Source organism: Microbulbifer variabilis (assembly GCF_056232115.1).
Genome location: NZ_CP174325.1, coordinates 4,252,713 through 4,267,159, shown reverse-complemented (window position 1 = coordinate 4,267,159; position 14,447 = coordinate 4,252,713). Strand labels below are relative to the sequence as shown.

At 44.8% G+C, this 14,447-nt stretch carries 13 protein-coding genes; 10 read left to right on the top strand and 3 right to left on the bottom strand.

The window, feature by feature from the left end:
• The first annotated feature begins 139 nt into the window (after nt 1-139).
• The 10 genes from ACJJI7_RS18985 (at nt 140) to ACJJI7_RS18940 (ending at nt 12,032) form a co-directional block, all read left to right on the top strand.
• On the top strand, nt 140-832 hold the full coding sequence (locus ACJJI7_RS18985) for a TetR/AcrR family transcriptional regulator (protein ID WP_282953341.1): 693 nt from the start codon (nt 140-142) through the stop codon (nt 830-832).
• Entirely contained in the window at nt 822-2,183 is a 1,362-nt protein-coding gene (locus tag ACJJI7_RS18980) for an efflux RND transporter periplasmic adaptor subunit (protein WP_020412997.1), read from the top strand. Before ACJJI7_RS18985 ends, ACJJI7_RS18980 begins: the two co-directional genes overlap by 11 nt.
• Nucleotides 2,180-5,308, top strand: coding sequence for an efflux RND transporter permease subunit (locus tag ACJJI7_RS18975; RefSeq protein ID WP_444901507.1), 3,129 nt, complete (start codon nt 2,180-2,182; stop codon nt 5,306-5,308). The genes ACJJI7_RS18980 and ACJJI7_RS18975 overlap by 4 nt, the downstream gene beginning before the upstream one ends.
• A gap of 513 nt (nt 5,309-5,821) precedes the next feature.
• Nucleotides 5,822-6,415 carry a L,D-transpeptidase family protein gene (locus ACJJI7_RS18970; protein WP_444901508.1) on the top strand — a complete coding sequence of 198 codons (594 nt, stop codon included), beginning with the start codon at nt 5,822-5,824 and terminating at the stop codon, nt 6,413-6,415.
• Nucleotides 6,416-6,901: 486 nt separating this feature from the next.
• Nucleotides 6,902-7,087, top strand: a complete 186-nt coding sequence (locus ACJJI7_RS18965) for a hypothetical protein (protein ID WP_444901509.1) — start codon at nt 6,902-6,904, stop codon at nt 7,085-7,087.
• The gene (locus ACJJI7_RS18960) at nt 7,088-7,252 is read left to right on the top strand and encodes a GNAT family N-acetyltransferase (protein WP_444901510.1); all 165 of its coding nucleotides are present in this window, start codon (nt 7,088-7,090) and stop codon (nt 7,250-7,252) included.
• A gap of 457 nt (nt 7,253-7,709) precedes the next feature.
• Complete coding sequence (locus ACJJI7_RS18955; RefSeq protein WP_020412993.1) at nt 7,710-8,087, top strand: BlaI/MecI/CopY family transcriptional regulator; 378 nt, start codon at nt 7,710-7,712, stop codon at nt 8,085-8,087.
• A gap of 21 nt (nt 8,088-8,108) precedes the next feature.
• Nucleotides 8,109-9,605, top strand: a complete 1,497-nt coding sequence (locus tag ACJJI7_RS18950) for a peptidoglycan DD-metalloendopeptidase family protein (protein WP_444901511.1) — start codon at nt 8,109-8,111, stop codon at nt 9,603-9,605.
• 18 nt (nt 9,606-9,623) lie between these two features.
• Entirely contained in the window at nt 9,624-10,976 is a 1,353-nt protein-coding gene (locus ACJJI7_RS18945; RefSeq protein WP_444901512.1) for a M23 family metallopeptidase, read from the top strand.
• 201 nt (nt 10,977-11,177) lie between these two features.
• The gene (locus ACJJI7_RS18940; protein ID WP_444901513.1) at nt 11,178-12,032 is read left to right on the top strand and encodes an alpha/beta hydrolase; all 855 of its coding nucleotides are present in this window, start codon (nt 11,178-11,180) and stop codon (nt 12,030-12,032) included.
• A gap of 134 nt (nt 12,033-12,166) precedes the next feature.
• Here the strand turns inward: ACJJI7_RS18940 and ACJJI7_RS18935 are convergent, their stop codons facing one another.
• The 3 genes from ACJJI7_RS18935 to ACJJI7_RS18925 form a co-directional block, all read right to left on the bottom strand.
• Nucleotides 12,167-12,436, bottom strand: a complete 270-nt coding sequence (locus tag ACJJI7_RS18935) for a DUF1330 domain-containing protein (RefSeq protein WP_282953348.1) — start codon at nt 12,434-12,436, stop codon at nt 12,167-12,169.
• 183 nt (nt 12,437-12,619) lie between these two features.
• Complete coding sequence (locus ACJJI7_RS18930) at nt 12,620-13,261, bottom strand: hypothetical protein (RefSeq protein ID WP_444901514.1); 642 nt, start codon at nt 13,259-13,261, stop codon at nt 12,620-12,622.
• A gap of 286 nt (nt 13,262-13,547) precedes the next feature.
• Entirely contained in the window at nt 13,548-13,931 is a 384-nt protein-coding gene (locus ACJJI7_RS18925; RefSeq protein WP_444901515.1) for a hypothetical protein, read from the bottom strand.
• Between the last annotated feature and the right edge of the window lie 516 nt (nt 13,932-14,447).

Sequence of the window (14,447 nt, the reverse complement as noted above, 5' to 3'; positions counted from 1 at the left end):
AGCAAGCCTAGTGTGCCACCCAAAGGGTTAATTGCCTTGTGCAGCCCAAAAATATGACTATTAGGTCGATTTTTTAGCTTGTTCTTATTTGAGGTCTGTTATTTAATTAATCAAGTGATTAATTAATTGGTTATTTAAGGTGAGTGAATCCATATCCAGCCGTGGCCGCGGACGGCCCAGGGATCCGGAACGTGAAATGCAGGTGCGCGAGGCCTTGATACAGTCTGCCTATGTGCTCCTGCGTGAGAAGGCCTTTCGCGATATTTCTATCCGCGAGATTGCCAAAGGGGCAGGGGTGAATTCCGCAATGATCAGCTACCACTTTGGCGGCAAGGAAGGGTTGATTATTGAGGTAATGCGAAGCCAATTCCTGCAGTACGGCCCTGCATTCCTTAATGTGGGGCTGGATGGAAAAGAACCTTCCTTAGATATGCTGAAGGAGGCGATGGCCAGAATGATTCGCCTTTACACTCGTGAGCCCTGGATTCCCAGGCTTATTGTTGACGAAGTGGCGTCTAAACCGGGCCGTATGCGTGACTTGTTTGCAGATAGGCTGGCATCCCAGCTGGGGCCCAAGCTTCGTGAATTACTGGGTGTGCTCAAGACAGCCGGTTGTCTGCGTCAAGATCTCGATATCAACTTGATGCCCATTTCTTTTATCAGCCTGATTGCATTCCCGTTTATAGCGGGAGACCCCCTGAAGAAAGTGTTCGCCTTTATGGTAGATGGGGATAACAGCGAGAAGTGGGTTGATCACACAGTACAGATGTTGCTCCACGGAGTAGCAAATACTTCTATAGCTGAACAGCAGGAGACAGGCGGTGAGAATTAAAGCCCAACTGGAAAAACAGATGAGCCGTCGCCTGGCACTACCTGCGCTGATTACCATTGGTATGTTTTTGGCTGCAGCGGTGGTGATGAGCAAGCGCCCACCGAAACACGATGGGATAGAAGCACTGATAACGCCGGTTAAGGTGGTGGAGGTGCAGGAACAGCAGTTGCGAGCTAAGGCTGTCGCTTACGGCGAGGTAAAGCCCAGTACATTTCTGGAGGCGAATGCTGAAATTAGCGGTCGGGTAGTTTACATAGCCCCAGAATTGGAGCGCGGAAATATTATTCCTGCGGGTACTTTGGTTCTGAAGATTGATGACACCAGTTATCAGTTGGCCCTGGCCCAGGCTGAGAGTGATCTGGCGGCTAACCGGGCTAATTTACAGGAGTTAGATGTAGAAGAAGCCAATAGTCAGCGCTCTCTGGATATTGCCGAGCGTGCGCTAAAGCTGGGTGAAAAAGAACTGGCGCGCAAGCGGAGGCTGGTAGCCAAGGGCACTGTCTCCCGCTCCACAGTAGATCTTGAAGAGCAAAACATGCTGCGCCTACGCCAGGAAGTGCAGAACCAGACCAGTCAGCTGTCACTCTTTCCCACGCGCCGCAAAGTAATCGAAGCCCAGATAGCACGCTCTGAGGCCCAGGTGCGTGATAGTAAGTACAACCTGGGACGAACCCAAGTGACCCTGCCTTTCGATGCACGTATTGGAGACGTCCATGTGGAGGAAAATCAGTATGTAGCCGGTAACGCGCGCTTGTTTGACGCCAGTGGCCTTGCGCAGGTGGAGATTGCCGCAGAGCTTCCTATGGTTCATGTGGCCCCACTGTTGCGAAACCTCAGGCCGGGAGAAGGCAGTGCTCCAACGCCGGATGATCTGCCCAAAATGCTGCTGGGCTTAGAGGCCCGCATCACCCTGGTCGGTGGCCCAGGGGAAAACGAGTGGCAGGGCAGGGTTGTTCGATTGGGCGGAACTCTTGACAGTACCAGTCGTACCCTTTCCGTTGTTGTTGCAGTTGACGATCCCTATGGCGAAGCCCTTGCGGGTGAAAAACCACCGCTATTTCGCGGTATGTATGCCCGCGTAGAGTTGCTTGCTCCTGCTGCGTCGGCACTGGCTATTCCTCGTCGGGCATTGCACGAGGGTAGGGTGTACCTGGTTGAAAATGGCCAATTGCGCGTTCGTCCTGTGCAGGTGGATTATCATCAGGGAGATACCTCAGTGATTCGTGCCGGTTTGAACCCCGGTGAGCAGGTAATTGTCACCGATGTAATTCCGGCGATTAATGGCATGGCGGTTTCTGTAGCCGGCGGTCAGCAGCCAGTGGCGCTGAGTCCAAGAGGTACGCAGCAGTGATTCGTTTTTTTGCCGGCCACCCTACTGCGGCCAACTTGCTGATGGTAGCGCTGATGTTGAGTGGCCTGTTTGTCCTGCCCAGTATGAAACGCGAAACCATGCCGGAAATCGATAAGTTTGAGGTGCAGGTTTCTGTTCCTTATGCCGGTGCTGCAGCTGCTGAGGTGGAAGATAGTATTTGTCTTCCATTGGAAGAGGCCACCGATGGGATTAGCTTTGTTGATGAGCGTTTGTGTGAAGCGAAAGACAACCTAGGCCTGATGACCCTAAAAATGCAAGAAACTGGTGATATGAACCAGTTTCTTGCGGATGTTGAATCTGCGGTAGACGGCATCGACTCCCTGCCAGCAGAGAGCGAGCGCCCGGTAATTGAAGAGCTGGGGCGTACTCAAGGGGTTGTCAGTATTGCTATTAGTGCTGACTTGCCATTGCCGCAACTGAACCAGATGGCAGAGCACTACCGCCGTGAATTACTGCGTGACCCCGCTATACCGATCGTCCGAATCTCGGGTTTCTCGGACCACCAACTACAGATCGAAATCTCTGATTACAACCTGCGCCAGTACGGGCTCAGTGTGATGGAACTGGCCAATATTATCGATCAGCAAGCGGTCGATATGCCAGCCGGCAAAGTATCTACATCGGATCGTGAATATCAGGTGCGCTTTACTGAAGAACGCCGCACTGTGGAAGAGCTGGAAAACCTGGTTGTTATTAAAGGTGATGATAGAGCTGAAGTGCGTCTCGGTGATATTGCGAAAATTTATGATGATTTTGAATTGGCGGAAGACAAGATTACTTTCGATGGCCACCGCGCAGCATTGCTCAATGTTGAAAAGAACAGCGTAGATGACAGCCTGCGCGTACTGGAAGCCGTAAGCACTTTTGTTGATCGCGAAAATGAAAAGTTGCCAGAGGGTATGAAGATGACCCTCACCCAAGATAGTGCTTCCATCGTCGCAGATCGCCTGCAAATGATCATCTCTAATGCCTGGCAGGGCCTGATCCTGGTGGCTCTCGCCTTGTATCTTTTCTTTAGTGGCCGCTATGTATTTTGGGTGGTGATGGGGTTACCGGTATCTTTCCTCGGCTCTTTTGCGCTGATTACTGCCATGGGTGTGTCCATTAATATGATCAGCCTGGTAGGTTTACTGATTGCCATCGGTATTTTGATGGATGATGCCATCGTGCTCTCGGAAAGCATCGCTAGTGAACACCGCGATGGTCTTTCTCCGCTCGAAGCAGTTGTCAATGGTACCAAGCGTGTAGCTCGCGGGGTGTTGTCCTCCTTCGCTACTACTGTGATGGTATTTGGTGGGCTGATTTTTATTAAGGGAGATATGGGGCAGGTGCTTAAGGTACTGCCGATTGTCCTGATTTCTGTTCTGCTTGTGAGCTTGGTGGAAGCCTTCTTAATTTTACCGGCGCACCTGCGCCATGCACTCGATCAAGAAAGCCGTACGCCAGCCTGGAAACAGGCTTTCGCTCAGCGCTTTGAAGGCTGGCGTGAGAGCATGGGCCGCGCGGCAGACTGGGCTGTTAAATATCGCTACGCCTTTGTTGGGGGTGTGCTGGGCCTGTTCTTTTTAACGGTGAGCTTGCTGCCTGCGGGGGTTGTAAAGTTTCAGGGGTTTCCAACTCTTGAGGGGGATCTTTTACAGGCCCGTATTCTGATGCCCCAGGGGACTTCTCTGGTAGATATGGAAAGCCTGGTTGATCGGCAGTTAGATGCTTTAGACCGGGTTGCCAATGAACTTTCTGGAAATGAAAGCGCACCCCTTGTAAATCATACCAGCGTAACCTTCGGCGTAAATGGAGATGCTTTTGAAACTGGGCCTCATGTGGCCACTATTAATGTGGACCTACTTGCAGCAGAGGGGCGCAATACCAGTATGGATGAATTGCGCCACGCCTGGCGAGAGGCTGCTGGTGAAACACCGGGAGCTATCGCCATACTTTACAAAGAGCCCGCTCTCGGTCCCGCAGGTCGTGCCATCCACTTGCGCCTTGCCGGGCTGGAACTGGATCAACTGAAAGCAGCCTCTATCCGTCTGCAAAACTGGCTGCGCGGATACGACGGAGTGGTGAATGTAGTGGATGACTTGCGCCCAGGGAAGCCGCAATTAACTGTAAAAATGCGTGAAGGTGCATACGCTTCCGGGTTAGATGCCAGCAATGTTGCGAACCAGCTACGTGCCGCTTACCAGGGTATGGAGATCGATGAAGTTCAATACCTTGGGGAAACCTATGAGATTCAAGTGCGTATGGATGCGGATTCCCGTGGAGCTCTTAGTCGCTTCGATGAACTGGTAATTATTCACCCGGTTACCAAGCAGCGGGTCCCTTTGATAGCCGTTGCAGATATTGAAATGAATCGGGATTATGCGCGCATTCAGCGCGTAGATGGTGAACGTGTTGTGAGCGTGTACGCTGATGTTTTCACCGAGAAGGCTAACGCAGGGCAGGTACTTGGGGATACCAAGCAAAAATTTCTGGAAGAGCTCACGGAAGAGTTCCCCGGTCTGCGTGTGGATATGCAGGGGGAGTTGAAGAACAGTGAAGTAACCGGTAAATCCATAGGGCGCGCACTCCTGATAGGTGCTATTGGCATATACCTGATTTTGTCTTTGCAATTCCGCAGCTATGTGGAGCCCTTTATCGTATTGGTTGCGATTCCGTTGGCGCTGATCGGCGTAATCTGGGGGCACCTGCTAATGGGGCAGAATATGTCTATGCCCAGCATGATGGGATTTGTTTCCCTTGCTGGCATAGTGGTGAATGATTCCATCTTGTTGGTGGAATTTGTAAAACGGCGAGTACGTGAGGGTATGGCCGTGCACAGTGCTGCAAGCCAGGCCAGTCGCGACCGCTTCCGGGCAATCTTCCTAACCTCGCTTACAACTATTGCTGGCCTCTTACCCCTGCTGTTTGAAACGAGCTTACAGGCCCAGGTGTTAGTGCCTCTGGTAACCAGTATTGTATTTGGTATCAGCAGCTCAACCATTTTAATATTGCTGGTGCTTCCAGCACTGTATGGGATACTGGAAGACTTTGGGTTTACTGAGCCACAAGAAGAGGAAGAAAAAGCAGATTCGTCTCATAAGGGAACAGTTGTAGTGGCATAGTGACTATATGCTTAAGTATAGTTAGTGGTTTCCAGGTGCTTTATATCTGCAGATAGCCGCGTGAGAGATCATTTGGCTTTTTTATAGGGCTTTGCGTGCAATAAGTGTCATGAACTCAAAGAATAAATTGAGGCGCCCTTTGAATTGTCAGATAAAGTTGAAATGAACGGTAGGCATTCAGAATGTTAACAGATTGACTATTTATCTATCAGTAAATGCCGTGCCAGTGAAATTGAATAAAGTGATTGCCCGAAATTGGCCTTCACTAGAAAATATGTACAGTGATTAGTTCTTTGAACTGGTAATGCCTATCAAAATAGTAACAATTGGATAACTGAAAATTCTTGATGCGATTTTTTCAAAGCCACAGATTCTTGTTTTTACTTGTTTAGGAAAATGAATAACTTAACTTTATTTTTGGTTTTAAGCTTCTTAGTTGGAGAAGTAGGGGCTTCCACGCTTCCCTCGAGTGAGCGATCTGAAGCTGCTACTAAGAGTGTAAAGAGTAGGCTCATGAGTGAGCTGACTGCACAAAATTTGGAGTATGGCGCCCCGATTTTCATCAGGATTTTCAAAGGGTCAAGCACTTTGGAGCTTTGGATGGAGTCTAATGATGGAAGGTTCAAGCTATTCAAAGAGTATGAGATATGTGCCTACTCCGGAGATTTGGGGCCAAAAGAACAGGAGGGGGATCTACAAAGCCCTGAAGGGTTTTACTTTGTTAACGCAGGTCGCTTAAATCCTTGGAGTCAATTCCACCTGTCATTTAACTTAGGCTACCCGAATAAATATGACCGTATGCAGGGTAGGACAGGCAGCGCTTTAATGGTTCATGGTGATTGCGTTTCTATTGGTTGTTATGCCATGACAGATACTAATATTAATGAAATATATACATTGGCAACAGAAGCTCTCAAAGGGGGGCAGCCGTTCTTCAGGGTGCATGCTTTTCCGTTCAAATTGACAGATGAAAATTTAGATAAGTATCGGGATCATAGGTGGTATGAATTTTGGAGAAATTTGCAAGGTGGCTATAAGTACTTTCTGGTTCATGGCAGGCCACCAAATGTTGAGGTGGAGCAAGGTAAATATGTTTTTGGGGTATAATTTGGGTTTGTGGATTCAAGTAAGATGCAAACTCAAGCACTCACTAAACAAGCTATAGGCCTTTTACTTCCAAAGTAGTGGGTATAGACGGATATTCGTTACTGTGAAGGTGGAGTGCAAGCTGTTGTTGCAGAGAGGAAGTTAAATAGAGCTATAGCAGTGCTTTCCTTGTTAAAAAAACTGCATTAGATCCCTCTTCCTTTGTAAGGCGTGTTTCAGCTGAATTCCTATCAGGGGCTTTGATAAGTTAGGACAATAGGGACGGAGATTAGCTGAGCATTTTGCTAGTGATAAGTCAGATTCCGTATCTGAGAGGGGCAAATTTGCACTTGGGCAATTGGATCAGGTGCGCTCTGATGATGACTCTTGATAAACGTAGGGCTCGGCGGGAACAGTCTGGAGCAATTAAACACGCTGGCGCGTGATAGATGATTAAGCTTAGAGGTTTGAGCGAAGCGGACGAAGCAATGCTAGTCCAATACTTGAATGTCAAAAACGGTTAAATATCTATCATCCAAAATACCTCAACCCTATATACTTAAAGATACTGAATGGTGGGTACGTACCGGAAGTAAAGAAATTGGGGTTGTAAAAGTTATTGAGTTTGAAGGAATTTTTTGCGGGGTAATTATTGCTAATAGTCAAGCTGATGAGCATGTTCACTCTGCATAAATGGGGTGCTGGATTGCTCGTGATTTCTGGGGAAAGGGAGTTGGATCTACAGCCCTTGATAAATTTATTAATTATATCTTTTCAAAGGGACCCATCGTTGGGCTGTTTGCTTCAGTAGCACCTGAAAATAGAGCGTCGATAAGAGTTTTGGAAAAATCTGGTTAGGAATTAGAAGGCGTTTTTAAAAAGGCTATCTTTAAATATGGGAAGTACACAGATGAATTCCGATATGCAAAAATAAAATTCTAACGGCAGGTTTAAACCATGGTTACCCCAGGGGCGGTAGGTATCCCGATTCCTCTCCATTGGGGTTAGCTCTAAAAACCGTGAAGCGGAGTTAATCAGATTGTTTCGTATCGCCTTTATGAATGCTTATGCATAGCTGCTCTTTTTAGCCTGTTACTTCTCTTTTGCACTACTCCTTTTAGTCGCTGGGTCAGCGCCTCTAAATATTTTATGCGTAGTAACTTTTATTAAGAGTCCTCTCTACTGCCTGCCTTTGATTAAAAATCAATCAAAGGCAGGCATTTGTCATAACTTGAGATTTGACGCAGTGCGACACTTGTCGCATACTTGCCTTCTGTGTAGCGGAAATACACCAAGTGTCGCGAGAATAAAATAAATGAAAGAAATTAAACCTTCCCCCACTGAGTTGGCTCTGCTGAAAGCGCTCTGGAAGCAAAGTCCCCTTAGTGCAAGAGAAATACATGAAAAGGTGAAATCTGAACTCCAATGGTCCTATTCATCCACCCGAAAAACGCTGGACAGAATGCGTGATAAATCACTTGTGATTCAGTCTGAGGTGCATGGTATTCAGGTCTATAAGGCGGCTCTCGATAAGGTTGAAACACTAGCTCACTATGCTACTGACTTTGCAACGCGGGTTCTTGAGCTGGATGGCCCTCTTCCTATAGCCATGTTTGCTAACAGTAAGCTAGTGGATGAAAAGGAACTGGAAGAACTGCAAGAAATGTTGAATAGCTGGCCAGATGCAGATTGAAGGCAAGAGGCGTGAAGTAATATGTTGGAATTAATATCCTCTTTGTCACCCTTTGCCTTCAATCTTCTGGTTGTATCTATATTTTCTTTTCTTTGGGCATGCCTCATATATATCGTTGTAAGGGGAATATCCTCTCTGGTTAGCACCAAGATTAAGATTGTTTACTACTGGCGTAGCTTCTGGATATGTACTTTATGCGTGATTAGCTTGCCATTCTTCCTTTCGCAATTGTTGGATATCTCACCAACAGGGTTGGTGCCGGAAGTCAGTTATGAAGTCGCTCCACTCGATGTAAATCTTGGCCATCGTCTGGGGGCAAGCCCTTTATTGGAGGATGGAGCGCGAAAGTTAAGTGATATCGATATTTTGGCCAGCGGCTGGTTGATTTTTTATATTAGTGGAACATTACTGAGCCTATCATTGATGTTTCGAAGGCATTATCGGCTGCTTAGAGGCTTAGAGATAACGGCTAAAACAGTGATTAAGAAAAAAGTCATTGGTAGCCTATTAACTAGCGCGCAATATGAATACTTGTCTAAGAACAATGTACGAGTGATTGTTACAGAGGCTAAGTGCTCTCCATTTGTTTTCGGTCTTTTCAAGTTGAATCTCGTTTTGCCTAGTTACTTATTATCGATGGATGTAGGACAAAAGCAGCTAGTAATGGAGCATGAGCTAACACATATAAGAAGACATGACCCGATGTTGATTATGGCTGCTCATATATTGGGCTGTTTTTTATGGTTTATTCCATTTTTGAAGTGGTTTAAAGAACAATTGTCGTGGGCTATTGAGCTAAGTTGCGATCGAGAGGTTTTGAGGACCGCTGGTATGGGTTTAGGCAAAGTATACGCTCAAGCAATGCTTCGCACACTACAGGAGTGTTCGGGGCCAGATAATCGCAATGGTGTTGTGGCTTTCTCAATGTTTGATAAGACCAGCCAGTTATCCTTGATTAAAAAGAGAATGTTAAATATTAGAGATGCTGCTCAAGAGAGTGCTTCATCTAACAAGTTTAAAATGGGAGTTTTAAGGGTATCACTTATATTCTTTACAGTGTTTTTTACAGTTGTGGGGGCTATGGCAAAACCAAGCCTGTCGATAGTTAATCCTGAAGTAGAGAATTGGATAGTGCCAATTCAAAATGCTCGTATCAGTAGCCTATTTGGCGATTTAAATAAAGTTAGAAATAATTCACATCGAGGCACTGATTTTGCCGCGCCGCTCGGTACAGAGATAGTAGCTCCTGCTGGAGGAGTTGTTATCGTTTCAACTGATCACTATAGGCACAAAAATTATGGAAAGATTATTATCATTGATCATGGGCAAAACATCCAAACACTTTACTCACATTTAGATACTAGGGAAGTAAAGGTAGGACAAAGTATAAAAATGGGGCAGAAGATTGGAACAGTTGGTAATACTGGAAAAGTAACAGGCCCTCATCTTCACTTTGAGCTGATAAAACAAGGTGAGAGAGTAAATCCTGAATACTTACTGAAGTTGTGGTTTGGTTGATTTATGGCCGGGGTTCTAATGAGTAATGTCACATCCGGTGGGTTTTTTAGCTCCTGTAGTAAAACGATTCTTAAGTGTATCTCTATTTTGTTGGTGGTGATATCCCCGTTAACGGTGATGGACGCAAAGGGTTTATCTCATCATGAAGGTTTTTTTAAGATCAATAATGATATCTTGGCAATTTTTTTCTCTTCAAAGCCCAGTCAAATGCCTTTGAGGCTAGGAAACGGGCCAATAGTAGGTGTAAATCAAGAGGGTTCTTCTGCCTTAGAGAGCATGGTTGTCAGAGTAAAAGAGGTATCTCTTTCAAAAAATCAAGGAGTGCTTTCGTTACTGGCTGAAAACTCAATAGAGAAAGAAGAATCTTTAATGATTGTAAAGCTCTTATCAGAGTACCTCGATATCAATGCAGTAGCGGTTGGGAAGAAGTTTCTATTGGCCTTCGATGAAGAGTCACGGTTTCAAAGCCTTAGTGTAAATTTAGCATTTGCTGAGAGTTTGGAAATAAAGAAAGATGGCCAAGAATTGATTTCTGTAAAACAACAAAATCCAACGACCTTACAAAATTACTATGTCGAGGGAGAGATCAGCGGTAGTTTATATAATACAGGACTAAACTTTGGTCTAAATAATGCGGTACTGGTTAAATTGAATGAAATATTGAGCTATGAAGTAGACTTTCAGCGCGAGATTAGATCTGGAGATAGCTTCTCTGTTTTTTATAGTACTCGTCGGGATGAGTTAAAGGGTGACGAAGTTTTTCAATCGATACATTTTGCAGAAGTGTCATTGTCGAATGACGTGATATCTCTTTATCGCTATCAGGATGGCGATTCAGGAGTGGTTGATTATTTCCACCCTGATGGGAAAAGTTCAAGAAGTTTCCTAATGAAAACCCCTCTAGAGAATGCTCAGTTATCCTCATATTTTGGTAGACGTAAGCATCCGGTACTGGGTTTTACCAGGATGCATAAAGGACTAGATTTTGGAGCGCCTCTAGGCACTCCTATACTGGCTGCAGGTGATGGTATTATTGAGAGGGCTTCATATTTCGGTAGTTTTGGTAACTATATTCGAATTGGTCATCAATCGGGAGTCCAAACCATTTATGCACACCTAAGAGGTTATGCCAAGGGTATAAAGGCAGGTGTGAGAGTAGAGCAGGGGCAGGTTATAGGCTATCTGGGCGCTACAGGTAGGGTTCAAGGGCGGCATTTACATTACGAAATACATAAAAATGGTAGGCCAGTTGATCCTCTCAGATTAGATCTCCCAGCTTCTAATAATATATCGGGGAGGGCTTTGGATCGTTTTTTTGAATATGTTAAAGCGGTAGATAAAGATTTGGATGTCCACAGAGCTGTAAAGTGATAACGGGTTGTAGCTCTTTGTAATATCCAGCTCCATGAGTTTAATGTGATTTCATCCCCAATGTCCTTATAGATTTCTTATCTATGAAATTTCAGTGCTAATAGGGATTCAATATTGTGGGCAGAATACAATCTTTCAGGAATATAGTTTTTGACTATTTAGGATATATAGAGGGGGAGGGGGTTGCGTAGGTTCACTTTTTTGTTCGCAATATTATTATCTTTTGATTTTGCCGTGGCAGAAGAACATGTTGTTGAGACTTCTGGGGAATTTAATATAAAAGGCTCTGAAATTTTTACAGTTTATTCAAAGATTCTGGGGCGAAAATATGATTTATATATCAAAACCCCCGCAGGATATAATGATAAGGCTGCGGAGAAATTAAAGTATCCGGTTCTATATCTTAATGATGGGCCTTATGCCTTTAAAGTTGCTGCAGGTGTTACACACCTAAAAAGTATGAATAAGGCTATTTTGGTTGGTATCTCTTTTGCCCATGGAGAGAATGGGCAGTTTAGTCGAGTGCGTGACCTTACTCCTGTACTTGATGAGAGCTGGAAGCGCTATAGGACTGGAGGTGCTCCGGAGTACCTGAGATTTATCGAAGAAGAAGTGATACCGTTTGTTGAGGTAAATTATCGTGCAAATCCTGCGAAGAGAATTTTGGCTGGTCAATCTTTAGGCGGATCATTTGGCGTCTGGGTGCTGTTGAGCAAGCCGGAATTGTTTTCCAGCTATGTCCTGACGAGTCCGTCACTTTGGTATAAGAATGAAATGATTTTTGATATTGAGGAAGAGTATTCAAAGAAGTATAAATCGTTAAATGCCAATGTTTACTTGGCTACCGGAGCTCTGGAAACCAAAGAAGATGGCCGAATGAGTAATGACATGGTGGATGGTCATAAGAGGTTTGTCGAGATTTTACGATCGCGAAAGTATACAGGCATATCTATCAACGATGAGATAGTAAGTGGAGCTGATCATTACTCGACCTTTCCCATTGGTTTGGCAAAAGGCCTCAGGTGGATTTATCAGGACCAATGGAACCTGCCTTAGCAGTTAAAAAGTATAACCTGAAGTGAGTCAATGAAGTTATGATTTGCTCTGATATGCGTTGAGTTACTTGTCTGTTTCTTGATCTAGTTGATTGTTCCTTGAGTGGTGGTTTATCGTGCTTGAAGGTAATGTAACTACAGTTTTTCAGTAAACCAAACTCTAGGCGCACCAATGACCCCGGCCTTTTTTCTTGCCTTGTGGAGTTCACTGCTATTGACGAAAGCTTCGGCTTTTTCTTTTGAGGGGAACTCATGAATCACAGTAATATTATTGAGGTTACCTATCTCCTGATATATCGAGGTATTGGTGGCCCCCATTTGATTCAGTATCGGTTTAAAATCTGTAAGTATTTCCTGCCATCTACTAAAATCTTCTACCTCGGCATGCATAAATAGATAGATCATTTTATGTCTCTCAGTTGGATTTTTAAGTCCGTGCTGTCAATCGATTTAACTATAGCATTGAATAACTTGGTTATGAGGTGAGGTGCTATGAACCCGGCAAGTAGAGAATAAGAGTTCATCTATTTCATTGCCGGGTTACGAAAGCTAGGTTGCCTGATGTGAAATTTTTCTTACGGGAGAAGACTAGTTCATCACACCAAGTTTGCAGCCCTTGTTTTTAATCTTTACCCATTTGCTCATAAAGTTGACTGGCGATGTGTAGGCTTCATAGATAACCGCTTGACCCCAGGGCGTCACAGCTCCTTGCATGGGCTTAGAATAGGAGAAGGATCCCATTACCCATGCGCTCTTTGTTACACAGTCCCCTTTGGTTGGGAAGCTGGATGTTAGGGTAGGGTTATGATTGTACACGAGATTGGTGGCATTCAAGAGTTGTTGGGCTCTGGTTACTACGGTGGCTACTTCGGTGTCACTTGCCGGGTGGACATAGACAGTTATGTCATTTGCTGAGCTTGGGTAGAACATCACATCATTCACTGTGCCATGAGTTTCACCGGAAGCTGAATTTTGCGCCCAAGTTTGCCAACTGCTGTCACAGACTTCGTCCCAGCTTTGAAGTCCATTCGCATTCACTACAAATGGAGAAACGTGTCCGCCACCCATGGTCTTTTTTATATTGCTAAGTGAAGTTAGTGTTTTTCCCGCTTGTATCATTACACCGACACAGCGCATATTGGCTGGGGTTACATCAAGCGCGACGCTCAGATCAGCCAGCAGGTCATTACAGCTGGTCGCAACGGTGCGGCTCCGTACAAGGTTAGGCATTGCTTGCTCTCCTTTCTTGCATATGGGGGGTGAAATTTAAGGTGGTTTTTTAATAGATTTTCTCTTTAGCGATTTATTGAAGTTAGCTTTGAGTTATATTGGTCGCTTACATATTGATCTCTATAAGGTCTGCCTAATGATCATTGCTCGGAGCTAAGAGTAATTCCCCAGAATTGAAATAGGGAGCTATTCTATCGGAGCACCCTTGTGAGGGTTTTATTTTTTGCTGTAATCAATATCTATGCTCTGCTTTGGCTAGATGTGGGTGCTCTTAGCGTGTGCAAATTCATATTTGTACGGCTCTATCAGCTCTCTTAAATATCGTTATTGCTCTGAGAGACATTTCTTTTAATAGTGCGATAAACTGCCTCTCGGCCATATTTCTTTCTGGAGAAATATAAAACTCTCCCGGAGATTGCTCGACAATTTTTAGGCCTTCTGGAAGAGTTGTCCCGGCGGGAAATCGGCAAATCCAGCCATCTTGGATTAACTGATTGATCCTTTCTTGGTTAAAAATCCTCACTCCTTTGCCATTTGCAATAATGATTTTCCTGTCGTTCAGCAAGGTTGTGTCAAGGATGGCTGTCAAGAGCTCAGAAGTTTTCTCGCTTTTGTGGAGACCATATTTAGGTAGGGAATCTGAGGCTATATAAATTTCGCTGAGGGGCATTTTGATCTCCCTGAAAAATAGCTCGGTCAATAGGCTTTTATGTTGTTGGTAATCTAATGTTTAAGGGTCAATTCCCGGTTTCTACCTGGCTTCAAAATGGAAGATATTTTTTTGTTTTTATTTAACTTCTTTTGGTGAATCATAACTGTGCCAAGTTCTTTGGTGCAACAAGTACAACTGTTTAACAGTAATATTTTAGATAATTTGAGGAAGGGCGGGTGTAAATTTCACACCTTGTATCAATTCGTCGCTTTTTGTAACTGGCTGGCACTTTTTGTTGAGGGTTAATCAAAAATTATCTATATAAATATTTTTTAATAAGCAGTGAGTGCTCGTGGTGAGGGCGTGGCTGGAGTAAGTACTTAATAAGAACCTAGGTAGGCTTATTGAGTGCACAAATCACTCCTTCATTTTTTCCTGTTGTGGTTTTATAACCGATCGTTTTCAGGATGGTTGGAGCTGGCGGGCCGGCGGTTCATTGTGATTGGCTGGTTTATGTAATTGAAAAATGGGGAG

Bases quoted from the DNA above. Each gene is read 5' to 3' on its own strand.
- ACJJI7_RS18970 (WP_444901508.1), top strand. From the start codon at position 5,822: ATGAGTGAGCTGACTGCACAAAATTTGGAGTATGGCGCCCCGATTTTC.
- ACJJI7_RS18965 (WP_444901509.1), top strand. From the start codon at position 6,902: ATGTCAAAAACGGTTAAATATCTATCATCCAAAATACCTCAACCCTAT.
- ACJJI7_RS18960 (WP_444901510.1), top strand. From the start codon at position 7,088: ATGGGGTGCTGGATTGCTCGTGATTTCTGGGGAAAGGGAGTTGGATCT.
- ACJJI7_RS18955 (WP_020412993.1), top strand. From the start codon at position 7,710: ATGAAAGAAATTAAACCTTCCCCCACTGAGTTGGCTCTGCTGAAAGCG.
- ACJJI7_RS18950 (WP_444901511.1), top strand. From the start codon at position 8,109: ATGTTGGAATTAATATCCTCTTTGTCACCCTTTGCCTTCAATCTTCTG.
- ACJJI7_RS18945 (WP_444901512.1), top strand. From the start codon at position 9,624: ATGAGTAATGTCACATCCGGTGGGTTTTTTAGCTCCTGTAGTAAAACG.
- ACJJI7_RS18935 (WP_282953348.1), bottom strand. From the start codon at position 12,436: ATGATCTATCTATTTATGCATGCCGAGGTAGAAGATTTTAGTAGATGG.
- ACJJI7_RS18930 (WP_444901514.1), bottom strand. From the start codon at position 13,261: ATGCCTAACCTTGTACGGAGCCGCACCGTTGCGACCAGCTGTAATGAC.
- ACJJI7_RS18925 (WP_444901515.1), bottom strand. From the start codon at position 13,931: ATGCCCCTCAGCGAAATTTATATAGCCTCAGATTCCCTACCTAAATAT.